The 24,805-nt window shown below is 29.7% G+C and carries 19 protein-coding genes and 1 tRNA gene; 12 read left to right on the top strand and 8 right to left on the bottom strand.

Annotated features, from left to right (window positions below; all coding sequences use genetic code 11):
- Window positions 1–29 precede the first annotated feature (29 nt).
- The 6 genes from A4F88_RS01330 to A4F88_RS01305 all read left to right on the top strand — a co-directional run bounded on the left by A4F88_RS01330 (window position 30) and on the right by A4F88_RS01305 (window position 4,495).
- Window positions 30–824, top strand: a complete 795-nt coding sequence (locus tag A4F88_RS01330; RefSeq protein ID WP_068840738.1) for a hypothetical protein — start codon at window positions 30–32, stop codon at window positions 822–824.
- 174 nt (window positions 825–998) lie between these two features.
- The gene (locus A4F88_RS01325) at window positions 999–1,391 is read left to right on the top strand and encodes a hypothetical protein (RefSeq protein ID WP_068841425.1); all 393 of its coding nucleotides are present in this window, start codon (window positions 999–1,001) and stop codon (window positions 1,389–1,391) included.
- 215 nt (window positions 1,392–1,606) lie between these two features.
- Entirely contained in the window at window positions 1,607–2,596 is a 990-nt protein-coding gene (locus A4F88_RS01320; protein ID WP_068840737.1) for a hypothetical protein, read from the top strand.
- A 160-nt stretch (window positions 2,597–2,756) separates the two neighbouring features.
- Entirely contained in the window at window positions 2,757–3,170 is a 414-nt protein-coding gene (locus A4F88_RS01315; protein WP_143154995.1) for a hypothetical protein, read from the top strand.
- A 6-nt stretch (window positions 3,171–3,176) separates the two neighbouring features.
- Window positions 3,177–3,554, top strand: a complete 378-nt coding sequence (locus A4F88_RS01310; protein ID WP_068840735.1) for a hypothetical protein — start codon at window positions 3,177–3,179, stop codon at window positions 3,552–3,554.
- A gap of 164 nt (window positions 3,555–3,718) precedes the next feature.
- The gene (locus A4F88_RS01305) at window positions 3,719–4,495 is read left to right on the top strand and encodes a DUF6602 domain-containing protein (protein ID WP_143154996.1); all 777 of its coding nucleotides are present in this window, start codon (window positions 3,719–3,721) and stop codon (window positions 4,493–4,495) included.
- 380 nt (window positions 4,496–4,875) lie between these two features.
- Here A4F88_RS01305 and A4F88_RS01300 read toward each other — a convergent pair whose 3' ends face one another.
- The 7 genes from A4F88_RS01300 to A4F88_RS01270 all read right to left on the bottom strand — a co-directional run bounded on the left by A4F88_RS01300 (window position 4,876) and on the right by A4F88_RS01270 (window position 15,544).
- Window positions 4,876–5,988: a Card1-like endonuclease domain-containing protein gene (locus A4F88_RS01300; RefSeq protein ID WP_068840733.1), complete on the bottom strand. Its 1,113-nt coding sequence runs from the start codon at window positions 5,986–5,988 to the stop codon at window positions 4,876–4,878.
- Window positions 5,985–6,563 (bottom strand): hypothetical protein, encoded by a 579-nt coding sequence (locus A4F88_RS01295; RefSeq protein ID WP_068840732.1) that lies wholly within the window; start codon window positions 6,561–6,563, stop codon window positions 5,985–5,987. The genes A4F88_RS01300 and A4F88_RS01295 overlap by 4 nt, the downstream gene beginning before the upstream one ends.
- Window positions 6,563–8,008, bottom strand: coding sequence for a phospholipase D-like domain-containing protein (locus A4F88_RS01290; protein ID WP_068840731.1), 1,446 nt, complete (start codon window positions 8,006–8,008; stop codon window positions 6,563–6,565). Before A4F88_RS01290 ends, A4F88_RS01295 begins: the two co-directional genes overlap by 1 nt.
- A gap of 2 nt (window positions 8,009–8,010) precedes the next feature.
- Window positions 8,011–9,369 carry a hypothetical protein gene (locus A4F88_RS01285; RefSeq protein WP_068840730.1) on the bottom strand — a complete coding sequence of 453 codons (1,359 nt, stop codon included), beginning with the start codon at window positions 9,367–9,369 and terminating at the stop codon, window positions 8,011–8,013.
- 1 nt (window position 9,370) lies between these two features.
- Window positions 9,371–13,531, bottom strand: coding sequence for an AAA domain-containing protein (locus tag A4F88_RS01280; RefSeq protein WP_068840729.1), 4,161 nt, complete (start codon window positions 13,529–13,531; stop codon window positions 9,371–9,373).
- 324 nt (window positions 13,532–13,855) lie between these two features.
- On the bottom strand, window positions 13,856–15,199 hold the full coding sequence (locus A4F88_RS01275; RefSeq protein ID WP_068840728.1) for a site-specific integrase: 1,344 nt from the start codon (window positions 15,197–15,199) through the stop codon (window positions 13,856–13,858).
- A 267-nt stretch (window positions 15,200–15,466) separates the two neighbouring features.
- Window positions 15,467–15,544, bottom strand: a tRNA-Val gene (locus A4F88_RS01270).
- Window positions 15,545–15,809: 265 nt separating this feature from the next.
- On the opposite strand from A4F88_RS01270, the gene A4F88_RS01265 reads away from it, so the two are divergent.
- Together A4F88_RS01265 and A4F88_RS01260 are read left to right on the top strand one after the other, a co-directional pair.
- Entirely contained in the window at window positions 15,810–17,597 is a 1,788-nt protein-coding gene (locus A4F88_RS01265) for an ABC transporter ATP-binding protein (protein ID WP_068840727.1), read from the top strand.
- A 36-nt stretch (window positions 17,598–17,633) separates the two neighbouring features.
- Window positions 17,634–18,950: a porin family protein gene (locus A4F88_RS01260; RefSeq protein WP_156062644.1), complete on the top strand. Its 1,317-nt coding sequence runs from the start codon at window positions 17,634–17,636 to the stop codon at window positions 18,948–18,950.
- 71 nt (window positions 18,951–19,021) lie between these two features.
- Here A4F88_RS01260 and A4F88_RS01255 read toward each other — a convergent pair whose 3' ends face one another.
- Window positions 19,022–20,191, bottom strand: a complete 1,170-nt coding sequence (locus tag A4F88_RS01255) for a proline dehydrogenase family protein (RefSeq protein WP_068840725.1) — start codon at window positions 20,189–20,191, stop codon at window positions 19,022–19,024.
- A gap of 269 nt (window positions 20,192–20,460) precedes the next feature.
- On the opposite strand from A4F88_RS01255, the gene aroB reads away from it, so the two are divergent.
- The 4 genes from aroB (at window position 20,461) to A4F88_RS01230 (ending at window position 24,715) form a co-directional block, all read left to right on the top strand.
- Window positions 20,461–21,528 carry a 3-dehydroquinate synthase gene (gene aroB, locus A4F88_RS01250; protein WP_068841424.1) on the top strand — a complete coding sequence of 356 codons (1,068 nt, stop codon included), beginning with the start codon at window positions 20,461–20,463 and terminating at the stop codon, window positions 21,526–21,528.
- A gap of 296 nt (window positions 21,529–21,824) precedes the next feature.
- Entirely contained in the window at window positions 21,825–23,228 is a 1,404-nt protein-coding gene (locus A4F88_RS01240; protein ID WP_068840723.1) for a type III PLP-dependent enzyme domain-containing protein, read from the top strand.
- A gap of 106 nt (window positions 23,229–23,334) precedes the next feature.
- Window positions 23,335–24,303: a deoxyhypusine synthase family protein gene (locus A4F88_RS01235; RefSeq protein ID WP_068840722.1), complete on the top strand. Its 969-nt coding sequence runs from the start codon at window positions 23,335–23,337 to the stop codon at window positions 24,301–24,303.
- A 7-nt stretch (window positions 24,304–24,310) separates the two neighbouring features.
- Complete coding sequence (locus tag A4F88_RS01230; RefSeq protein ID WP_068840721.1) at window positions 24,311–24,715, top strand: DNA primase; 405 nt, start codon at window positions 24,311–24,313, stop codon at window positions 24,713–24,715.
- The last annotated feature ends 90 nt before the right edge of the window (window positions 24,716–24,805 follow it).

Below are 24,805 nucleotides of genomic sequence, written 5' to 3'. Positions count from 1 at the left end.
GTTAGCGGTTATTATAAAAAAAAGACGTTATGGAAAAAAAACATATTGAAACAATTATTCGTTCGACAATTCATATTGTAATGACTGACCCCGATTCTCTGTTACCACAAGGAATTGGTTCAGGTTGTATCATTGACTATAAAGACAAAGAAATTTTATTAACAGCTGCCCACGTAACAGATATTGAAGCTGCTACTTGTATTGTAACAGAACAACCTACAATTAATGGACAAACACCACTTTATTCTGTCGGAGCAATGAATTATCTTGAACAGTTTGATATAACAAAATATGAAGAGCAAATTGAGAAACTTAAAAGCGAACCTGATAGAATAGAAGAAATTGATTTTGGTCAAATTGACATTAGTTATGCAACACTTATGCACAAAGCAAACTTCATTCAAATTGAAATTGAATTCGAAAAATTTAATCTTAAAAAGAGCAAAAAACTTTTAATCAAAACAGATTTAACAGAAAAACCTTCAGTTGAAAAGGAATATGGTTTTTTTGGACGTATAAAGCCACTATTTTTCAAAGATACACCGAAAGGCGACATACTTGAAACTCAACAAACTTTTTATAGTGGACTAAAATTTATACAACAAATTAAGAATTATTATGAATTCGAACTTTTAAATCCAATACAAGACAACGCTGATTTTAAAGGAACGAGCGGTGCACCTATTATGGATACAGATGGAAACCTTGTTTCGCTTATAACACACGGATATGAAGGAGCAACTAAAATTTATGGTATTGCTTTAGCGGATTTTAAAGTTGGAATTGATGCAACATTAATGACAGACGAAAATGACTACTGCTAACCGTCGTTTGGCAATATGGCGAGATTTGGCTTAATTTGAAGATGGTTTTGTACTTGGGAAATTAGTCATTAACCGAAAGATTTGGCTTCCTTAATCGTCACATCAAGCGACCAAACGTTAGCGGTCAGCATAAAAAATTCGACAGATATAAAGACAATTAAAACACTGAAACAAATGAGAAAATTATTCTTTGTAACAATTATTACTTTAACGACAATTTTTGCTTTTGCACAAAGTACATCTGACACACCAACTCAAAATATTTCTACAGATAGTGATGTTGGGTATAGGCTATTCGCAACAAAAAATATGTATACATTTATTAAAGTGAATACAAAAAATGGACAAATGTGGCAAGTTCAATGGTCTGCAAAAGGTAATGAGTTTGAAACTCCGATATCCTTGATAACCCGAGTTACAAAAGAAGATGAGAAGAATGGAAGATTTTTTCTTTATCCGACAACAAACATATATAATTTCATTTTGCTTGACCAAATTGATGGACGTGTATGGCAAGTTCAATGGTCAGCTGAGCCCAAAGACAGAATTGTTCTACCAATAAATTAAATTTTATTATGTTGTCATTAGATTTTCAAACAAGAAAAGAGTTCTTAAAAAATGATAGTAATAAAATGCCGAACCGCTGAGCGACTACAACGGATTTGGGCATTTGACTTAATGGAAAGTTGGTTTTGTATTTAGGATGATTTGGTAAATCCGAAAAATAGTACTTAATTTAGTACGAAACCCGCTGTCGTACCAAAACGTTATCATAAATTTCAATGAACAACACAGAACATTTAACTTTAATTCAAAAGTATTTTCCAGAAACTGATTTAATCTCAGTAGATGAATTTTCATTATTCGATAATGAAGATTTTGCTTTAAAAACTTTTGATTATATCAGCGAAGCAATAGATAATATAAATTCAAAGTTTGAATTTAAAACTCATTTTAGTTTTAGATTTAACATAAATTTTAACGCTAAAGCTTGGACATTTAAAGATGTTAACATAATAATGCTAAATCACTCAATCATCAATGATTTAGAACCAATAATTAAAGATTCAATATCAATTTTTTTAAAAGAAAACTTCACAAAAGCTTCAGGCTTTCCAATTGAAGAGGATATACTTCTTGAATTATTTATCTATTTGACTATGAGTTATCTTTTTTTTCATGAATTAGGTCACATAATACAATTTAATTCGACTTCTAAAGGAGAAAATTGTTCAGAATTTAACGAATCAAGTCATTATGAATCACCTTATTTAGAAAAAAATCATGTATACGAAATTGATGCAGATTTATTTGGAGTATCTGTAGGGAGTATTTTAATTCTTCAATATCTGGAAGAAAATAAGATTAAACTAAATTTATCAATTCTCTTTAATTTGGTAACGCTTTACGCTTTGATAATTTCAAATATATTTATTGAGTTTGCAAATAAGTTTGAGAGAATATATTTCAAAGAAAGCGCCTATCCTCACCCAATTATAAGAACACGTTTCTGCATTGAGCAGATTTTAAATATTGTACAGGAAAATATAACAATTAACGAAGAATATTTTAATATGATTGAGAATCGTTATCTATTACTATTAAACGAGATGCGTAAGCATAAAGATACGGAGTTTGATTATTTATTATTACTAAAGGAAAATGAAGAAAACATAATTAAATATATGGATGAAATTGAAAAAATAAGTGATAATTATCCAGAATTGACTCGACATAAAGCTCAGGAAATATATGATTTAATTGGTATTTAATTAAAAGAGACTTCTGATACAAACTCCACAAAAAAGCTGGGCATTTAGCTCAATTTGGAAAATGGTTTGTATTTGAAAAATTAATATTTAACAGAAAGATTACGCGTTTTTAATCCCAGTCTGCGTGTAGCGCGAAACGTTAGCTGATATAAAACAAAAAATGAGCCTAGAGTTATTACAAAAAATATATGAAAATAGATTCGACATGTCGTATTATCTAATTCATTTCACAAGAAAAAACGATGATAGTACCGCATTTCAAAACTTAAAAAAAATCATCAAAAGTGGAAAATTAAATGCAGGCTGGTCTGTTAGAAACACCAAAAGAACAATTTTCGGAAAATATCCAGCTGTTTGTTTTACAGAAATGCCTTTGTTTAGTTTCTTAACATATGTTCAAAATAGAAACGATATTGAAAAAATTGATTTATATGGAATTGCTATTTCTAAAGATTTTATGTTTAAAAATGGAGCCCGAAATGTAATTTACGGACTAACCCGCGGAAATAATGACGAAACAAATTCTGAAAACGGAGAATGGTTCACACCACATCTACCCGATGAAGAACAATAGAGGTATATGTTGACTGATTTTTCGTATAAAAATGATTGGACACATGAAAGGGAATGGAGATGGAGAAATTGTTTTGAATTTTCAAAAGGGGATTATTTCCCAATTTGGAAAAATGATGAAATTATAAGAGTTAGTAACAAAAATTGCGGTGATATGCGTTTTAATCAAGATAAAAATATTTACATTATCGTCCGTAATTTAATTGAAGCTGATGAATTAAAAGAAGTATTTAAATCATTAAATTCCGATGAATTTAATCCACACAACATAGAAAAAACATATGCAATCGTAATAGAAAGAATTGAAAAACCATACAAATACGATTTATTAACTTTTGAGTATTTAATACAAAATAAAATTTGCATACCAATGTACAGCGTCTAACGGTCTTTACAAGATATTTGGGGAAGTTAGTAGAATTAACGTTTTTTATCACGTTTACGTTTAGCCGAAAACACTCAGTTTCATAACTTGCAAACATCTTGTATCGCCAATAAGTTATGCCTCATTTTGAAACAAAAAAGACTTACTCTTTAAATAAAAAATATATGATTAACACATTAGAATATCAACTCTCGATTAATCGTGAACTTGACACAATAAAAAATCGAGTAAGAAATTTAATTGGAGAAGCTAATTGGGGAGAAGACGGAAGATATAAAGAAGAAAAACTTAAAGCTATTTTAAGAAGTAGATTACCAAATAATTTATCTGTTGGAACAGGATTTGTTCTGAATCAAATTTCTCATACTGAAAATACTGTTTCGAAACAGATTGATATATTAATTTATGACAATACGCAACCTACAATATTTACTGAAGGAGACTTTGTAATTGTTACACAAAATAGCGTTAAAGCATTAATCGAAGTTAAATCAAAAGTATCGTCAAATCGAACACATAAAAATGGATTGTATAAAGTTGTGGAAAATTTCAGCTCAATTGTTAGATTCCCAACTTTGTCAAGAACAGATAACAATCGAATATTTAGAGGTCTTATTTCTTTTGATTATCAAGGAGGAATCAATTCAAATATTATTGATGAATCATTAAGGCTTTCAGGAGGAATAATTAATCATTTTTCATTAGGTGGTAACATATTTATACGTCATTGGTTGAGAAGTGAAGGGTTATATCCACCAATTCAAGCAAATTGCGACTCCAATTTCTATAATGTTTATAAGTTAGACGGATTATCTCATTCGTATTTTATTTCAAACCTTATTCATATGACCACAACTGCTGATTTGAGTGACAGATATTTTATGGACTTTCCAATAGAAGGAACGAAAGAGATCAAAAGGAACAGAACAGTTTGCCTATAAAAAATAAGTTATAATTGTAGTTTGGTAATATGGCTGAATTTAAGTGCATCAAGCACATCACTACAGATTTTATTGAAATATAAAAGTATCATGAAAATTGATATCAGGATCATATATTGATAATCTTTTCTAAAAAATCAGGTATTTTTACTTGAAACTTTATTTATTAAAATAAGCGAGATTTGCTATACTATGGCGGGTTTAAGCTTAATTGGCAGTTGATTGCAAATTTTAAAAAAAGTGTTTAAACAAAAAATAAGGCTTCCTTAATCTTCTGTATCGCCAAGGTACCAAATGCTATGATATACAATTATAATTGTATATATTTTAAGTTAATAGATCTACTATAAAAATTTGTTGTTATTTATGAAAGTAACAAATTAAATTGATGCTTTACGTTCAAAATCATTAATTACTTTCGATAATTTATTTAATGGATTTACTTCTTGCTTTAATGCAAATGAGAAGAACAATTCAATATCTAACTCTTTGCACTTTTCTCTTATTGATGGATTTGGTAATTCGCGAGAAACTAGAATAGATTTAGATATTACACCACCATACGTTTGTTTAACGATTTTCATTTTATTTATATCTTCTTGTTTAACAAGTCCAGATTTACATTCAATGAAAATTAATTTTTTTCCAGTATTAATTAAAATATCAATTTCATTTTTAGCAACTTGTTTATTTGATTTAAAAGTAAGTTCAAAGCTCAATAATACCTCTTTGTATTTGTTTGAAATACTAATTTCATTTGCTACTAAAAGTTCCCACCAGACAGCTTTAAATAGCAACTCGTGAGCTAATTTTGAGTTTATTGTTAAGATGTTTTTATTATTTGATTCTATGCTTATTGAAGTTTGATTCCAAGTAACCTTAAGGTTATTATTAATTGATTCAAAACCATTTAGAGGTAACGCCAAATTTTTATCAAAAAATTTTTTTCTAAAAAAACCAATTATCAATTTATATCTAGAAGTATTATTTGCGAAAATTTTAATTTTTTCGGATGTTTTAATATCCTCTTTTGTAAAATCACTCATTTTTTTGAAATTATAAGTACTATGCCCATTAATATCAAAGAACTCTTTTACTGTTAATTCAGAAATTATGTTTCTTCTTTCATACGAAGGAAGTACTAGATACGAATCATCTTGATTTATATAAAATCCACTTAATCCTTTTTCGTGTATAATAGCTTGACAAGCGAGTACCATTATTTTAGTACCTCCGGTTAAGTTAAATGTTACAGTGTCTTCTGGACTGATTTTTAGAATTATTTTCTCAAATATTGCTTTTATTTCATAGAAATCAAAGGCATTACATCTATATTCACTTTGAGAGATTCTCTTAATCATAGGTTTCAGATTATGAAGGCTTTCAACTGATTCTTTTGAAACTAAGAAATGAATTTTTTCAGGACTAAATTCTTTAATCCCAATATATATAGGCAACAACTGACCTCCAACCAATACGATTTGATGTTTCATAAAAGAAATATTTCTGGTTGATTAGCTAAAGGATCATATACAATATTTAAAATTTCAGAACCTGGCATTGGTTTTCTTAATTCTTTTAGATATTCTTTAAAATCTACATAAACAATTTTACAACCATAATCTTTTCCAAATATACTGACTGCTGCTACCATTGATTTTTTCCCTCCGGTTATATCTAGTGTCATATTTGAATTTGGATTCAAAATCAAACTTTCTTTTAAAGCTTTATAGATTGTATTAAAATTTTCATCTTCTATATAAATCATTTCATATTTTGATTCTAGAAATTTTTCTAAGTAATCATTACCATCACTTTTATTATTGGTTGTGAAAATGATATGTCTTTCAGGTTCCAATGCTTTTGCAGTTAATATAATTGGTTCTGGAGAAAATCCTAAAATGGAGAACAATACTCCACCTGACGGAATAATATCTTTATAATTGCTTATAAAATTATCTATAACTGATTCAAAAAGGTTTTCATAATAAATTTCTTGAGCTTTATTAAAATTACCTGAATTGGCAAGTTCAAGCCACTCGTCTAAATAAGGTATTTGCTTTTTCATTATTCTATTTCTAATATTAAATTAAAGAATTTAAGAAGGTATTTTTCTCTATTAAATTGGTATTTTAGTTTTTTCTTTATTGAAAAAGTATTACCCTCAAAAACAGAATCATAGGTAAACTTACCAACTGTTAAGTGGGTATTTTTTCCTGATATACTATAAAATATTGGTAGCTTTAGGAAATCATCTTTTTCAATATTTAGATCTAATTTTGCTTTTATACAAAGGTCAGAAGGAATTTGAGGGGGTTCCATTTTTTTATACTTTTCGTAAACAATATATGCCTTTATTAATTCTATTCTTTGTGGTCTGATTTTATATATATAATTACTGTTTTGGATTAAGTGCTTATGAAATTCTAAAAATTCTACTCTTTGTTTTTCATTCAACTTATATCCAACTTCAAAGCCATTAATTAAACCGTGATTACCATCAATGTTTGCTGTAAAAATTAACCCTTCATTTTCTGAAATAAGTCCCTTTGAATGATTGTCATAATTACCAAAAACATTACAACCAATTTTAACTAATTTTTCTGTTGCAAGCAAATGGTCATTTCTATAATTCATACCTCTACAAAATATAGAAACCTTAACACCTCTAATAATAGCATTATCAATTGTATTTATGAGTTTTTGAATATTCTCTAATCCAACTATGCTATATGTCGATAAGTATATGTACTCATTTGCCTTGTTAATAATATTAATGATTTCATCTAAAAGATTAGTAGTTATATTTAAATACGTAAATCTTAAATTTGAATCAATAGATCTTGGTAAATTATCAAATGTGTAGTCAATATCGGTATTAACTACCATCATTTTATTCTTTTTAGAAGTACTTATAAATTTAGTATAATTCGTTCCTTTTAAGTAAATCAAATCAAATAGTTTATCTAATTCTTGACTACTTTTCTCATCTATATACACACCCGATTCTGTGTTTTCATTTAAGGAAGGCGTGGTTAAATTAGCACTTGTAATAAACCCTTTAACTCTATCTGTAATAATAAACTTAGCATGAGCTGATTCAGAAGCTCTAACATGAACACCATTATCATATAACATTTTTATATTCGACAAATGCTGATTGGAAGTTTTGGTGTTTAACTCCTCTTCAGTTAGATACTCACTTAGTGATTCAAAATTTTCAAGTTTAGAGCTATCGAGTTGAGTTAAGATAAAGATAGAGATGTTTGAATTTTGTGCTTTATCAAGAATTAAATCAAAAATTTCTTTATCGGTTACTATAAAACTGCAAATCTTAAGTACAACTTTGCTTGATTGAATAATATTTATTATTTCCTCTTTTAGTCTTAAATTACTATTTTGAGTTAGATAAATTAATTCATTTTCTTGATAAACACTATATGCTTTTGCATTTTTATTAATTATAAATGCACCTGTCTCAAGGTTGTCCGTATGTTTAATTTCTATTATCATAACTAAATCTCTATCATAAATTGTTTAATATCCAGTTTTTCTAATAAATCATATTCTCCTGCTGCAACTAAACATTTCTTTAAATCATATTTATACTCAGGATGTTTATTTTTAAAAGCAACCATATCCATTTGATGAGTTTTGTAATTATCCAAAACATTCTTTAACTTCACTACTTTATTAACAAATACATCTGTAGTTTTATAATATATATACAAAATAAATACATTGTTGTCGCTTTTTCCAAACTCATAATCCCTCTTTCTTATAATATTAGAAATTAATTTTCTTCTATTAGGTGAGTTTAAAAGCATCTCACTATTTATATCAATACTAATTTCAGAATCATCATTTACAATATTCTCTAGGCTTGCATTTTTAATGTTAAACACACCTTCTATTACTTTTAATAAATCTTCAGTACTAAAAGAAAAACATTTATTTTCACTGTTTTTATATCTATCTATTTCTTGCCAATTAGATATTAGTATAGGTTTAGAATTTACATTATTACCTTCCCTTTGTCTTGGAATTATAATCTTAAATTGAAGGTCTCTTACTTTATCTTTAATGTTATTTTCAAAAGAAATTATATTTTTTCGAGCAGCCTCATAATATGAATTATTATCGGATAACAAATAAAAAGGATATCCATCTAATAGTTCTTTCTTTAGTAAACCATCTTTTTTGGTTATATTAACTATACAATTGAATGATAACTTTGAGAATGATAAATCTTCAATATCAATTAATCCTAATGGAATTTTCATATCCTCTCTATTATGAAAATCAATATTTTTTATTTCTTCAATAATCAAAGATTTTGATAGTGGAGTATGAACTATATCTGGACCAAATGTCTTAATAGTTTTTGTACTTCCAAAAGAATTTGTATATGAATAAGAATCACTTTCATTAACATACTTTGAATTATAAAACGTATAAAACACTTTTGGAAGTGGTTTTAAAGTAATTCCATCTACATAAAAATCATACGACTTTTTATGTTGTCGAATTAAGATTTTATTTATAAAAACATCAATACCTTCTTCACTTAAAAAATAACCATTATTTTTTGCCATTAAATGACCGTCATAAATTAATTTATTAATTCTGAATTCTACAAGAGATTTTGAAGATCCTAATAAAGCACCTACCTGTTGAATCGAATAATCAGGTTTCGCTATAAAAAAATCTATAATTACTTTATCTAGACTATCCAAAGGATCCTTTGTACTGTCTAATATACTTGAATGAATACAATAAATGGGATATTGGATGCAAAACATACCCAATATTTGTTCATCTCTTGAAGATAAATCTTCATATAATTTTTCAAAATCTATACTGAATAATCCCATGCTATATTTTTAATTTAATTTGCATTTTATCTTCATTAATTTCAGATATTTCAACTTCAATGGTTTGGTTTAATTGAATAATTATATTTTCAGGAATTTGACTATTATGCAATAACCCTTCAAATCCATTCTCAAATTGAACAAAAAAACCGAAATGTTTTTGAGAAATAATTTTTGCAGGCATTTTATTTCCAATAAATAGATTTTTATTATTAACATTCCACAGTCTTTTCTTTTTATCTGCAAAGGATTCCTTTATAATAGTATTTTTTCTTAAATTCCTTTTAGGAAAACCTAAAGTAACCCGTTCGCTTTTTTTATCAAAACTTGAGATTACTAACTTTAATTCATCCCCAATATTTAATTTTTCTAATCCATTCTTAAATTGTTCTGACATAAAAGAAATTGGCAATAAACACTCATAGCCATCAACATAAAAAAAAGCTCCAAATTTTTTACCATTTGATACTCCAATAGTTTTAAAATTGGCATTTACTTCATCATCTTTTTTATACTTATCTAATAATTTTTCAAATGGAGTTGTTACACTATGATAATCCGCTATATTTATAAAATTTCCTATTTTGTCATTTTTGCTAAGCTGTACTAATTTTGCAAATAAATTTGTGTACTTAAAAATTAAGTCAAAATGAGAACGGGGATCAGTTAAAGTTTTTTCATTTCCGACTAAAATCAATTTTTTTTTCGCTCTACTAAAAGCTACATTTAACCTTCTTGCATCATCCAAAAAACCTACTTTGCTGTATTTTTTCTTACCATTAATAGCTCTTACTATAGAATGATTTGTTGACCTTGTGAAACTAAAAATAATAATATCATATTCTTTACCTTGAAATGAATCTAAGGTTGAAACGTCAATATTTTTATTTTGACATGAAGTTGATTTATTTAAATATTTTTTAATATTTGCCACCTGAAACTTATATGGAGCAATTACTGCAATATTTTCAGTATTAATATTGCTGTCTAAAAGCTTAGGTAAAATGAATTCGGCTATAAATTCTGCTTCAGTATCATTCTTTATTGAATTATCTTCTTTTTGTTCATAAGGATTTTTTGAATTAGAAGTATCAAAAAAGATGACCTCTTTATCAAAAGGGGCAGGTAATTCAATTTTATTTAAATGAGTTCTACTACCCATTAACACTTTAGAACCATAAAAAGATTCTGAAACGAAATTACCAATATTTGGATGCATTCTATGTTGATAATTAAGCATTTCCTTATTTTCTGAAGGGAATTTACTATCATCTATTCTTTTAATTAAAAACTCAAAAAAAGATGTTTTTAAAGCATGTATAATTTCATTTTCAGTAAATCCATGACCATAAACAGAATTAGGAAAACTTTTAGGGTCCTCTTTATCAATTAATGAACTATCCATATAAGGTGGTAGCTGCATTTGGTCACCCACTAAAATTACTTTTTTACCTAATTCAATTGCGACTAAAGTTTCTGCTATATTAGCTTTTCCAGCTTCATCGATTATTACGGTATCAAATTTAAAATTACTTTCTTTAAAAACTTTATCCCCTTTGATACCAATGCATGTCGCAAAAACGACATCAACGGAATTATAAATAATTGGTTGTAATAAAATTTCACTTTCATTACTAAACGATTCATCCCATTTAACTAAAGCTTGAATTGTTTCGAAAAGCTCCTTAATGGACAAACCAATTAAATTATCTCTAAGAATATGGTGTTTATCTTTAAAAGTTTGTTGTAAGAAACGATACTCTTTTATTACTTCGTTTACTTTCTCATTATAAACCTTCAATCTAATTTTAGTATCTACATTTTTTTTTACAAAATCTAAAAATAGTTCAGCTAGCTTTTTTTGATTTCTAATGAACAATTTATAATCTTCCCTGTACTCTTTAACAAGATTCTCGTAGCAATATCTCAATAAATCTTTATTAATACGTTCAGGGTTTCCAACACGTAAAAGATTTAGGTTTGGGTTTTTAGCAATTTTTTCAAGTACATTATCTACTGCAACATGGTTTTGACCTGAAACTAATATCTTTTCTCCAATAGCAGTTAACTGCTCTATAATTTCAGCAATCACAGTCGTTTTACCTGTTCCTGGAGGTCCTTGAACTAAAAAAACATTTTTATTTCCAACAGCTTTTTTAACTGCTCTAACCTGAGTATTATCAGGTTGTTCAATTTCTGTCCTTATTAAATCTTCATTATTAAATTTTATATTTTTTAAAATAGGAAATTTAACTGTTGATGGATTGACCAATAAATTTTCAATATGATCTATTTTGATTTTTTTTTCTAAAAAATCTTTTATTATTTCCCTTTGGATATCAAATTGTTTTGTAGAAACTCTCTTATCAAGGTAAAATCCATTTTGTAACAATTCGAGGTTTATATCTTTGTAGAAGTTTAATATGTAATTATCTTCTTGTATCGAAATAAAACCATCAGACAATTTGGATAGTTTTTCTTTATCATACTGTTTAACATTTATTACACTACCTTCTTCTAATTCTAATTTATCTCCAATTTCCCTTGGAAGTTTAACAGAAATACCTATGAAATTACTGTTTATCTTATCAAAATTTTCAACAAAAACATTATTTTCTGCATCATTAGCTAATAAACTAATTTGATACTCTAAAAACTTATCAATTATTTCTAAAGTTCTACCTTCTTGTTTTAATATTTCACCAGTTTCCTTTTTTAATTCATTAACTATTTCAAAACATTCTAGTTTTAATAAACAATAATCAAGAAATTCTTTTTGAGAATTATCAAATGGTAAAGGAGTTAATGGACTAATAACTTTTAATTTATTATTAAAAAGAAATGAACCATTTTTAGTACTGTTTTTTTTTGTTCTTGAAGCAAAACCTAAATTTTGGCCTACACTAAAATTTGTTATCCCAAATTTTACATTTTTTTTATCCTTAAGTATTTCGATAAATCCATAAAAATTGATTTCTTCATTATAAATTGAAAAATCAAGTATTTCAATAATTTCTTTATTATTTTTTTTATTTTCTTCTTTACGTTTATTAATGTTTATCCAATATTTTTTATTTGAGACTATTTCAAGGACAGCTTTTTCATTTTCAATATTATGTTCTATTTGATTTAAATAAAAAGGTATTGCTTTTTGCTTTAAATCAGTTTCAAAAGGGGAACTATTAAGTATAAACTGCAAGTACAATACCACACCAGTATCAATGTCTTTACTAAAAAGGTTAGTGTCTAATTCAAATCCTTTTTTTAATTTTTGAATTTGTTTATCCGAAGCATTTTTGCCAAGAACAGATCTTTTGAATTTAGAAAATGATTGTAAATCTTCTTCAATAAAATTTAAACGGTCTTCTACTAAATCTTCTACTAAATCTTCATCATCATTTTCTTGATGTGATGGAATAAAATCGATTAAACTTGAATCTTCAAATTTACTATTAATTTTTAATCTTAAATTTTCAGTTTGGTTATTAAGTAGCGACTTTCTAACAATTCCAAATAATTTATTTTTGGTTTGAACTATATAGGTATTATTTAAATTTTGAATTATTTCTACATCATACTCTTGTCCTCGTTCTAACCTTTCCCACTTGACCGTTTGATTAATCGGTTCAACGAGATGCTTTTGAGTTAAAATGACTTGCTTATTGGCTTCATTAACCTCAAAAACAACACATTCGATAGTGTCTCCAACTTTATACTTTTTAAATGCCTGTTCACTTTGAGGAAGGGACCAAGAAATATCAATTAACGAAAGTCTTCCTATATAGCCATCTATATATTCAATTATGATTTGAGACGGTACTATAATTTTTGATATTGTACACTTTACAATGCTACCTTGTGTAAAAAGGTTTACATTACTTTTAATTTCTTTTAATTTTTGATTAGTTATGATAACTTTAGAAGTAAATGATGCTTTTTCATTATTGATATTCAGATAATTACATTCAGATATTATAGGATCAGCAATTCTCTTTTTCAAAGAGAATTGCTGCACTAAAATCTCATGCTCAATTTGATTAATCTTAGAATTTGGATTACTTTCAATAAAAATTCCATTCTCTTTTAAAAAAGCGACACCTCTTTCAAGAGAAATATTTAGTTCCCTTAAAACCTTATTTATACGGATGTTTCTATCTAACATATTAAAGTTTCTATGTATATTAACAATTCTTAATACTAATCGTGTTCAAAATAGGATGTTTATAATTCTTTTCTAAATTATGGAAACCTTTATCCAAAGTTTGGTATCTTATTATGGCGTGCTTATTTGTAGACAACTCTGTTTATTTTTGAAATAATTATATTCTTACAATAATACAAAAAAGCAAACGCAAGTAATATGAGGAAAACCGTAAAACAAGAAATTGTTATTAACAAAGTATAGGAATAAGTATGATTTAATCGTTCAACAACAAATGTCAGGTTGGTGTTTTCAGGTTTATTTTCGAAAGCTGGTAACTTCAAATTATTTAAAAGAAATTTTATCAACCATTTTTTCTGTTTTTATGGCTATTTTTTTCTTTAAATCTAAAATGTCATTTTCAAGTTTCTTTAAAGTAAATAATAGACTATCCTCAGAGTCGAATGCTGCTTTTTTATTTAGTTTATTTCTCAATTCAATCATCTGTCGACCAACTGTCTGCTGCTCAGTTATTGCATATTCTTCCGTTTGTTGTACCGATTGATGCCCTAGCATTTCTTTTACAATGTGAATCGGTACGTCATTAGCAAGTGTAACTGTACTGCCAAAAGTCCTTCTGGCTTTGTGTGTATTTAAAATAACATTCAATCCACATAAATCAGCAATTTCTTTTAGGTAAGCATTCATTTTTTGGTTTGATTTTACTGGAAGGACAGTTCCTCTGCTAAGACAAAGAGGATGATTTTTGTATTTTTCTATAATTTCAAGAGCTTTGGGTAGTAATGGAATATTTGTTGCTGATTCTGTTTTTTGACGGTCAGACATAATCCAGTATTCGCCATCAATGCCTATCTTGATATCTTCCTTCTTAAGTTGAAACGCATCAATGTAAGCTAGGCCAGTGTAACATTGGAATATAAATACATCACGTATAACAGTCAATCTTGGAGTAGAAAAAGTATGATTCTCAATCTTATTCAATTCTATTCCTGTGAGTGGTTTTTTCTTGGTTTTTGTCTTTTTCCCTTTGAATTTTTTGAAAGGGTCCTCCTTAATGATTTCTTTATCAATTGCCCGTCTCACAATTTTCCTGAAATTTGTAATGTACTTTAATGCAGTATTGTTATTACAACTTTTTACTGTCTTAAGATAAAACTCATAATCTTTTATAAATTCATAATTCAAGTCTCGGAATTCCATGTCTTCCAAGTTGAATTTGAACAAGAGAAATTCTTTTATATGCTTTTTGGATATCTCAAAACGTTCATGTGTTCCAATAGCATATTCTCCCACATCCACGAGGGCACGTAATTCGTTGTTATGGTTAAGGAATTCTTCAAGCACTTTTACTTTTGGTGCTAGTCGTCCCATAACAAAGTCTATTATTTTTTGAGAGGTAATAGGGTGTTCTGCATAAAGCAAATCATTTCTGTACTTGTTGATCTTAGTTTCAATTGCATCAAGAAAAAAATTAATGATCCTGGCGTCTTCTTTTGAACCTATAGCTCTTTCAGCTTTTTGATCCCATCTGTTCATATCCCATCTACGTTTTGTAGAAGTTTCCTTGGGAATTCCATCAACGATAATTCTTAAGTAAATATACCTAAGATTGCTTTTTTTTCGTGGGACCTTCAAAAAGAAGGTTAATCCAAAACTACTTTCTATCATAATTCAACAATTTAAATGAGTAAATGTCGAGCTATAGCGTCTTAAAATCAAGTCGTTAACGTAGTTTACATGTTGATTATCAATATTTTAATTATTGTTTTGTGGCACATTTTTTTAAAATTTAAAAGTGCCATAAAAATGCCATGTAATTTTGAGCGTTTTTGAAAATTTTGGAGGAAACAGATATAAATAAAAAAACCTGCAAATCCGAAATTTGCAGGTTTTTAGTAAGATTGTGGAACTTTATAATATCATTCCTAAAATAAGTGGTGGGCGATGAGGGGTTCGAACCCCCGACCCCCTCGGTGTAAACGAGGTGCTCTGAACCAGCTGAGCTAATCGCCCTATTTTACTAGGTTGCTATCGTTTCTGATTGCGAGTGCAAATCTACAGCTAGATTTTGTATTTACAACTATAAATTTAAAAAAAAATGAAACTTTTTTTTAGCTTTTTTAGTACTAAGCTATTTTTCAGCTTCTTAAAAATGAAATATTTTTTACTGTTTTCTTATTATTTCGTTAAAAAACGAAAACGGAATGTCTAATTCTTAATATCGCTTTGTATTCACTGGCTATAATCATACATTTGCATACCTTAATTGTATACTCAAATGGCAAGATTTAAAGAAAATGATTTACCAAAATCAAAAATTACCGCTACTTCCCTTAATAAAGCAACTATAATATTTAAATACGCTGGAAAACACCAATGGAAATTTTATGTTGGTTTAGTTTTTCTCTTACTTACTGGAGCCACTGCCCTCGCCTTTCCTAAATTAATGGGAATGCTGATTGACTGTGTAAAGAACAAAAACAGTGATCAGGCCAATCAAATTGCATTGGGTCTGATTGTGATTTTATTTTTACAATCTTTTTGTTCCTTTTTCAGATTATCACTTTTTGTGAATTTTACTGAAAATACACTGGCAAACCTTCGTTTATCATTGTACACCAATTTGGTGAAATTGCCTATGACATTTTTCTCCCAAAAAAGAGTTGGAGAATTAAACAGCCGTATTAGTGCTGATATTACCCAGATTCAGGATACTTTAACTTCGACAATAGCAGAGTTTTTGCGTCAATTTATACTTATTATTGGTGGAGTGATCTTATTAGCAACAGAAAGCCTGAAATTAACCTTATTGATGCTGGCAGTTGTACCGTTAGTTGCTGTTGCTGCTGTGATTTTTGGACGTTTTATTAGAAAATATTCTAAACAAGTTCAGGATCAGGTAGCCGAAAGTCAGGTTATTGTCGAAGAAACCATGCAGGGAATTAGTATTGTGAAAGCTTTTGCAAACGAATGGTATGAAATTGCACGCTATAAAGGAAAAATAAGCGAAGTTGTAAAACTGGCTATTAAAGGCGGTAAATACAGAGGTTATTTTGCATCATTTATTATTTTCTGTTTGTTTGGAGCTATCGTTGCTGTAGTTTGGTATGGTGTACGTTTAAGTATTGCCGGCGAAATGAGCGTGGGACAGTTAATTTCATTTGTATTGTACTCTACTTTTGTTGGAGCTTCATTTGGAGGAATTGCCGAATTATATGCACAAATTCAAAAAGCAATTGGAGCTACTGAGAGAGTTTTTGAATTACTGGAAGAAACTCCGGAAAAAATTAGCGCTGCACAAACGACTACACCATTAGAAAAAATAAAAGGTAATGTTTCTTTTCAGAATGTTGCTTTTAGTTATCCTTCAAGAAAAGAAATTCAGGTACTAAAAGATGTTAACTTCACTGCAGAATTTGGTCAAAAAATAGCCATTGTAGGGCCAAGTGGAGCCGGAAAATCTACCATTTCATCTTTATTATTACGTTTCTACGATATTACTTCAGGAGAAATTACTGTGGATGGAAAAAACATTTACGATTACGATCTTGAAAACCTTCGTGGAAACATGAGTATCGTTCCGCAAGACGTAATTCTATTTGGAGGAACAATAAAAGAAAACATTGCATACGGAAAACCAGATGCAACCAACGAAGAAATTATGCTGGCTGCTAAACAGGCAAATGCACTTAATTTTATTGAAGGTTTCCCGGAGAAATTCGAAACATTGGTGGGAGAACGAGGAGTAAAATTATCAGGAGGTCAACGTCAGCGTATTGCCATTGCGAGAGCATTGCTTAAAAACCCAAGTATTTTAATTTTAGATGAAGCCACTTCATCATTAGATAGTGAAAGCGAAAAATTAGTTCAGGAAGCGTTAGAAGTTTTAATGGAAGGAAGAACAAGTATTATTATTGCACACCGACTTTCGACCATTAGAAATGCTGACAAAATTTTAGTTTTAGATAACGGAAAAATAACTGAAGAAGGAACACACCAGGAATTGATAAATCTTGAGAATGGTATGTACAAAAACCTGAGTAACCTTCAATTTAGTAATTCTTAAATAAAGCGAAAATAACTAACTAATTTAAAAACAAAAATGCCACATCTTAGAATCGTTTTAATTTTATTGTTTATTATAATGAACACGATTAGTGTTCTTTCACAGGAAAAACCTTTTAATGTAGTCAACATCTCTCCTGATGGTTCAAAATATATCAAATTTGGTATGAATCTTCAGATTTGGGGCAGATATACAGAACTGAATCCGGGAAGTAAAATAGGTACAACAGAAGTAAATGATGCTTATGATGTTGTAATTAGGCGTTTGCGTCTGCAGGCAATGGGAATGCTGACAGACAATATCTTTTTCCACCTTCAGCTTGGTCAGAATAATATCAATTTTACACAAAATAACGGACCTTCAAATGCACCACTTTCCGTTATGGATGCATTAGGAGAATATCATTTTAGTGATAAGCTTCATATTGGAGGCGGTTTAACAAGCTGGGGATCCGGAACTACTCGTTATTCATCAAACAGTTCAGCAACACAATTGAGTTTAGACACTCCTATGTACCAGCAAATTGCCAATATATCTTCTACTTTTGGCAATCGTAATTTAAGTATTTATGCCAAGGGATATCTGGGAGATTTAAGCTATAGAGTTGCAGTTACCAATCCTTACAGAAATACAAACAACAATATTGGGTTTAATTCTACTGTAAGTCCTGAAACGCCAAGAGCACAATTTTCAGGAATCTTAACCTATCATTTTTTAGAAAAAGAACAAAATCTTGAAGCATACAACAGAGGGACTTATTTAGGTACAAAAAAAGTTTTTAATCTTGGTCTTGGTTATATGACACAGGCAAATGCAATGTGGCGTTTAGATACTGATGGTTCAGGTTTAGTGCATCATGATGATATGAAAGTTTTAGGACTGGATGTTTTTTATGATAGTCCTATAGGAAATAACGGTTCAGCTATTACGGCGTATGCGGCTTACAATAATGCGCAATATGGTAAAAACTACACACAGTTCATCTCTATTCCTAATCCTGCAATTGCAGATCCTGCACTATTAAATGGCTCAGGAAGCGGATTTATTGGTGTTGGAACAGGAAATATCTATTATGCCCAGGTTGGTTATCTGTTTAAAAATTCAGAAAATCCATCCAAGAAAGGACGTTTTCAGCCTTATTTAGCCACACAAATTGCAGATTTAGAAGCACTAAATACACCAATGACGATGTACGAAATTGGAGCGAATTATTACACTACAGGAACTTTTGGACCAAAATTTAGCTTAAATTATCAAAACAGGGCTATTTTCGACAAAACCGCACTAAATCCTAAATACACTCAGTCAGATCGTTTAGGAATGATTGTTTTACAGTGTCAGGTATCTTTCTAAACAAATATAAAAGCATAAAAAAAACTCCAATGAATTTCATTGGAGTTTTTTTATATGTGATAAACTGAAAATTATTTTCCTTTTCTGCGTTTACGTTCTGCTTTAATCATAGACAATTCGCGGCTTGTTTGCCCGGCTACAGAAGTATTTTCTTCCGCACGACGAATTAAGTATGGCATAACATCTTTTACGGGACCAAAAGGTAAATATTTAGCAACATTATAACCGTTTTCAGCCAGATTGTAACTAATATTATCGCTCATTCCGTATAGTTGTCCAAACCAGATTCTGTTGTCATTTTTAGCCATTCCTCGCTCTGCCATCATTTCCATTAATTTATAAGAGCTCAATTCATTATGAGTTCCTGCAAAAATGGCCATCTTTTCGATATGATCTAACATATAATGTACAGCATTATCATAGTTTATATCTGTCGCTTCTTTTGAGGCGCAAATTGGAGAAGGATATCCTTTTTCTTCTGCTCTTTTATTTTCTTTTTCCATATAAGCACCACGAACCAGTTTCATTCCAATATAGAAACCTTCATTTTTGGCCACTTCATGTAATTTTTTCAAATAATCCAGACGATCCCATCTATACATTTGTAACGTATTAAAAACAATCGCTTTTTCTTTATTGTATTTACGCATCATATCTGTAACCAGATCATCAGCAGCATCCTGCATCCAGCTTTCTTCACCATCAATCAGTAATGCAACATCTTTTTTGTGTGCTTCACTGCATATTTTGTCAAAACGCGCTACTACTCTATCCCATTCTGCTTGTTCAGTTGGATTTAAAGTTTGTTTCTCACCTAATTTTTCATACAATTCAAAACGTCCTAAACCAGTTGGTTTAAATACAGCAAAAGGAATTGCAAGGCGTTCTTTGGCAAAATCAACTGTTCTTAAAGTCATTTCTAATGCCGCATCAAACTGCTCTTCCTCTTCTTTTCCTTCAACAGAATAATCCAATACAGATGAAACACCTTTTGTAAACATTTTATCTACAACACTAAGACAGTCATTTTCGTTTACACCGCCACAAAAATGGTCAAAAACTGTTGCACGAATCAATCCTTCAACCGGAAGATGTGCTTTAATAGCAAAATTAGTAACAGCAGTTCCAATACGTACCAAAGGCTCGCTGTCAATCATTTTAAAAAGAAAATAGGCTCTGTCAAGTTCCGTGTCGCTTTTTAACGAAAATGCAACCTGAGTGTTATCGAATATTTTTTCCATTAAGTTTAGTTTTTGTGCAAAGATAGAGAGTGTTTTGAATATTATTTACTAAAACATATCAAATTTTTCAATATCGTTAATAACATTGTTAGAACAATTATGATAATAAGTAAGACTTTCCTGTTTTTTAAATTTCAGATTCTCAAAAAATAAAAAAAATAGCGTAAACCTTAATTAGAATCATTCGTTTTAAAACAAATTTGAGTTAAATTTTGAATATTATTTAGCTAAAAATGCCTTATTTTGCGCTTTCAATTAACTACAGAAATATGCAATCTATTCAAGCTAATAATTATCTGGTGCATTTTAACCAAAAGGCATACGAAGCCCTAAATAATCATTTAAAAGAAAACAAATACTCTAATTTGTTTATTATAGTTGATAATGAAACGAATGAGTATTGTCTTCCAAAATTTTTACCGTTACTTGAAACAGATTTAGCCATAGAGATAATTGAATTTGAAGCCGGCGAAATCAATAAAAATATAGATACTTGTATTGAAATCTGGAAAGTACTGACTGAACTTGGTGCTGACAGAAAATCACTTGTTATTAATCTTGGCGGTGGTGTTGTAACGGATCTTGGCGGATTTGTTGCCTCAACTTTCAAGCGCGGAGTTGATTTTATCAATATTCCTACTACTTTATTATCTATGGTAGATGCTTCTGTTGGAGGAAAAACAGGAGTTGACTTAGGAAATCTTAAAAACCAGATTGGTGTAATTAATGTACCTCAAATGGTATTAATAGACACACAATATCTCGAAACATTGCCTCAAAGCGAAATGCGTTCCGGTTTGGCTGAAATGCTAAAACATGGTCTAATATATGATGCAGCCTACTGGAAACAATTTTTAGATTTAGCAGCTATTGACTATAATGCCCTTGATGAATTAATCTATCGCTCAGTTGAAATTAAGAACGATATCGTTATACAGGATCCAACAGAAAAAAACATCCGAAAAGCATTGAATTTCGGACATACTTTAGGTCATGCTATCGAAGGTTACTTTTTGGAAAGTGAAGCTAAAAAAACGTTGTTACATGGCGAAGCGATTGCGATAGGGATGATTTTGGAAAGTTATATCTCATTGCATAAAAATCTAATTTCAGCAGAAGAATATGCCGAAATCAAAACGGCAATTAAAAGCATTTATGAGGATGTGAAAATTGAAGAAGCAGACATTGATCCGATCCTCGAATTGCTTATTCATGACAAAAAAAATGAATACGGATTAATTCAATTTGCTTTGATTGAAGGAATCGGAAAAATAAAAATTAACCAATCCGTTGAAAATAAATTAATTCTAGACGCATTTCAAGATTATAAATCTTAAACTTTTTTTAATAAAAAGCTTTGCTTTAGGTATATATTATTTTTTACATTTGCCACGATGAAAACAAACAATAAACAAAGACATTTTAACTCTTACAGAAACCGCCTCAATAGTTCTTTACTAAGAATATTGGATCGTTTTTATAATAGTAAAAGTCCGTTTTGTTTTGATGTTTTTTTGTGCTCAAAAGCAGAACATGAAAAACTGCAAATTGTATTTGCAAATATTAGGGTTTGAATTTTAGATTTAGCAACATTCACTAAATTAAAAATTACATCTTAACTATTGACAAATAAATGAATACAAAATATTCTGATCTAATTAATCAAACTTACTATTTTCCACAAGAGGAATTTAAATTAAACAAAGACAATCTTCAATTTCACAATATCGATTTGATGAAATTGGTTGAACAATACGGTACGCCTTTAAAATTCACCTATTTACCTCAGATTTCTGAAAACATCAATAAGGCTAAAGCCTGGTTCAGAAAATCGATGGAAAAAAACAAATACGAAGCAAAATATTACTATTGTTATTGCACAAAAAGCTCTCATTTTGAATATATTATGAATGAAGCTTTCAAGAATAACATTCATATAGAAACATCATCAGCTTTTGATGTTAATATTGTAGAGAATTTGCTTGAAAATGGTAAAATCAATAAAAGTACTTATGTTATTTGTAATGGTTTTAAGAGAGACGAATACATCACAAATATTGCAAGATTAATCAATAACGGACATAAAAATACTATTCCGATTATTGATAATTACGAGGAACTTGATCTGCTTCAGGCTGAAATTAAAGGGAAATTCAAAATCGGAATTCGTATTGCAGCTGAAGAAGAACCTAAATTTGAGTTTTATACTTCAAGATTAGGTATTGGATATAAAAACATCGTATCGTTTTACAAAAAACAAATTCAGGAAAATGATAAGTTAGAGCTTAAAATGCTTCACTTTTTCATTAACACCGGAATCAATGATACGTCATATTACTGGAATGAGTTGGTAAAATGTATCAAAGTATATATTGCGCTAAAAAAAGAATGTCCTACCCTTGACGGTTTAAATATTGGTGGAGGATTTCCAATTAAAAACTCTCTTGCATTCGAATATGATTATCAATATATGATTGATGAAATTATCAATCAGATTAAAATAGCATGTGATGAAGCCGAAGTTGATGTTCCAAACATCTTTACAGAATTTGGTTCTTTTACAGTAGGTGAAAGCGGTGGGGCAATCTATCAGATTTTGTATCAAAAACAACAAAATGACAGAGAAAAATGGAATATGATTGATTCTTCATTCATTACCACTTTACCGGATACATGGGCTATCAATAAGCGTTTTATCATGCTGGCAGTAAACCGTTGGAATGATACATATGAGCGGGTTTTATTAGGAGGTTTGACCTGTGATAGTGATGACTATTATAACTCAGAGCAAAATATGAACGCCATTTATTTGCCTAAATACAACAAAGAAAAGCCTTTATATATTGGTTTCTTTAATACTGGTGCGTATCAGGAGACTATTGGAGGTTATGGTGGATTACACCACTGCCTTATTCCGCAGCCTAAGCATATCCTGATCGATCGTGACGAAAACGGAATCTTAGCCACTGAGGTTTTCTCAGAACAACAGACATCTGATGATGTGCTGAAAATTTTAGGATACAAAAAAAAAGTATAAAAAAAAACCTGCAAAATAAAAGTTAATATCTATAAAATTATTAATTTGCAGTACCATCTAAAAGGTTAAACTTTTAATTCAAAAAAAAATAAAAAAACAAAAACAAATGAAAGGACCAATCAGTCAGTTTATTGAAAAACATTATTTACACTTTAACTCTGCTTCTTTAGTTGACGCTGCAAAAGCATATGAACAACAATTAGCAAATGGTGCTAAAATGATGGTAAGTATGGCTGGCGCTATGAGTACAGCAGAAATTGGTAAAATTTTTGCCGAAATAATTAGACAAGATAAAGTACAAATTATTTCATGTACTGGAGCCAATCTAGAAGAAGACATCATGAATTTAGTGGCACATTCACACTACGAAAGAGTGCCTAACTATCGTGATTTGACACCGGAAGACGAATGGGCTTTGCTTGAAAGAGGATTAAACCGTGTTACAGACACTTGTATTCCTGAGCACGAGGCATTCCGTCGTTTACAAAAACACATTTATAAAATCTGGAAAGACGCAGATGATAAAGGAGAACGTTATTTTCCGCATGAATTCATGTATAAAATGTTGTTATCCGGCGTTTTAGAAGAATATTACGAAATTGATTTAAAAGATAGCTGGATGTATGCAGCAGCTGAGAAAAATCTACCTATTATTGTTCCGGGTTGGGAAGACAGTACAATGGGAAATATCTTCGCATCATACGTAATCAAAGGAGACTTAAAAGCTTCTACCATGAAATCAGGAATTGAATACATGACATTCCTTGCTGACTGGTATCCAAAAAATAGCGCTAACGGTATTGGATTTTTCCAAATTGGTGGTGGTATTGCAGGAGATTTTCCAATTTGCGTGGTACCAATGTTATACCAGGATATGGAAATGCATGATGTACCGTTCTGGAGTTATTTCTGCCAGATTTCAGATTCTACAACAAGCTACGGATCTTATTCAGGAGCTGTTCCAAATGAGAAAATCACTTGGGGAAAATTAGATATTAAAACCCCTAAATTTATTATCGAGTCGGATGCTACGATCGTTGCACCGTTAATTTTTGCTTATTTATTAGATTTATAAGATATTTATGAAAAGAGTTATAGTAGACTACGCTAAACTTACCAACGAAATTTTGAACCTTTTAGTGGAGAAATTTCCTGATGGTTATGATGATTCGGATGTTATCCGTTTTAGAAATGCTAAAAACGAATTAGTAGAAGCTGTTGAAGTACGCACTGAGGACACTATTTATTTAGTAAAAATCAGTACGAAACTTGCTGACAGAATTGAGAATTATGATGAAGATGATGATATGGATCTTGATGTTGACACAATCGAACCAGTAAAAGGTCTTGATCTTGAAGATGACAGCGATGACGATGATGATGACGATACACAAGATAAACCTGATACTGATGGTGGAGACGATGACGATGATGACGAAGACAAAGATGATATCGCTGACGACGAAGATGATGAAGACGAAGATTAATTTATATCTTTAAAATAAATCAAAGGAACTCTAATAGAGTTCCTTTTTTTATGAACTAAAAGCGTGATTTAAATATAGGAAAATTACTAT

This window comes from Flavobacterium chilense (genome assembly GCF_001602525.1).
Classification (GTDB): Bacteria; Bacteroidota; Bacteroidia; order Flavobacteriales; family Flavobacteriaceae; genus Flavobacterium; species Flavobacterium chilense.
The sequence above is the reverse complement of the archived record's forward strand: the minus strand, read 5'-3'. Positions and strand labels throughout refer to the sequence as shown.

Excerpts from the sequence above, each read along its gene's own strand:
- A4F88_RS01330 (WP_068840738.1), top strand. The coding sequence starts at position 30 with ATGGAAAAAAAACATATTGAAACAATTATTCGTTCGACAATTCATATT.
- A4F88_RS01325 (WP_068841425.1), top strand. The coding sequence starts at position 999 with ATGAGAAAATTATTCTTTGTAACAATTATTACTTTAACGACAATTTTT.
- A4F88_RS01320 (WP_068840737.1), top strand. The coding sequence starts at position 1,607 with ATGAACAACACAGAACATTTAACTTTAATTCAAAAGTATTTTCCAGAA.
- A4F88_RS01315 (WP_143154995.1), top strand. The coding sequence starts at position 2,757 with ATGAGCCTAGAGTTATTACAAAAAATATATGAAAATAGATTCGACATG.
- A4F88_RS01310 (WP_068840735.1), top strand. The coding sequence starts at position 3,177 with ATGTTGACTGATTTTTCGTATAAAAATGATTGGACACATGAAAGGGAA.
- A4F88_RS01305 (WP_143154996.1), top strand. The coding sequence starts at position 3,719 with ATGATTAACACATTAGAATATCAACTCTCGATTAATCGTGAACTTGAC.
- A4F88_RS01300 (WP_068840733.1), bottom strand. The coding sequence starts at position 5,988 with ATGAAACATCAAATCGTATTGGTTGGAGGTCAGTTGTTGCCTATATAT.
- A4F88_RS01295 (WP_068840732.1), bottom strand. The coding sequence starts at position 6,563 with ATGAAAAAGCAAATACCTTATTTAGACGAGTGGCTTGAACTTGCCAAT.
- A4F88_RS01290 (WP_068840731.1), bottom strand. The coding sequence starts at position 8,008 with ATGATAATAGAAATTAAACATACGGACAACCTTGAGACAGGTGCATTT.
- A4F88_RS01285 (WP_068840730.1), bottom strand. The coding sequence starts at position 9,369 with ATGGGATTATTCAGTATAGATTTTGAAAAATTATATGAAGATTTATCT.
- A4F88_RS01280 (WP_068840729.1), bottom strand. The coding sequence starts at position 13,531 with ATGTTAGATAGAAACATCCGTATAAATAAGGTTTTAAGGGAACTAAAT.
- A4F88_RS01275 (WP_068840728.1), bottom strand. The coding sequence starts at position 15,199 with ATGATAGAAAGTAGTTTTGGATTAACCTTCTTTTTGAAGGTCCCACGA.
- A4F88_RS01265 (WP_068840727.1), top strand. The coding sequence starts at position 15,810 with ATGGCAAGATTTAAAGAAAATGATTTACCAAAATCAAAAATTACCGCT.
- A4F88_RS01260 (WP_156062644.1), top strand. The coding sequence starts at position 17,634 with ATGCCACATCTTAGAATCGTTTTAATTTTATTGTTTATTATAATGAAC.
- A4F88_RS01255 (WP_068840725.1), bottom strand. The coding sequence starts at position 20,191 with ATGGAAAAAATATTCGATAACACTCAGGTTGCATTTTCGTTAAAAAGC.
- aroB (WP_068841424.1), top strand. The coding sequence starts at position 20,461 with ATGCAATCTATTCAAGCTAATAATTATCTGGTGCATTTTAACCAAAAG.
- A4F88_RS01240 (WP_068840723.1), top strand. The coding sequence starts at position 21,825 with ATGAATACAAAATATTCTGATCTAATTAATCAAACTTACTATTTTCCA.
- A4F88_RS01235 (WP_068840722.1), top strand. The coding sequence starts at position 23,335 with ATGAAAGGACCAATCAGTCAGTTTATTGAAAAACATTATTTACACTTT.
- A4F88_RS01230 (WP_068840721.1), top strand. The coding sequence starts at position 24,311 with ATGAAAAGAGTTATAGTAGACTACGCTAAACTTACCAACGAAATTTTG.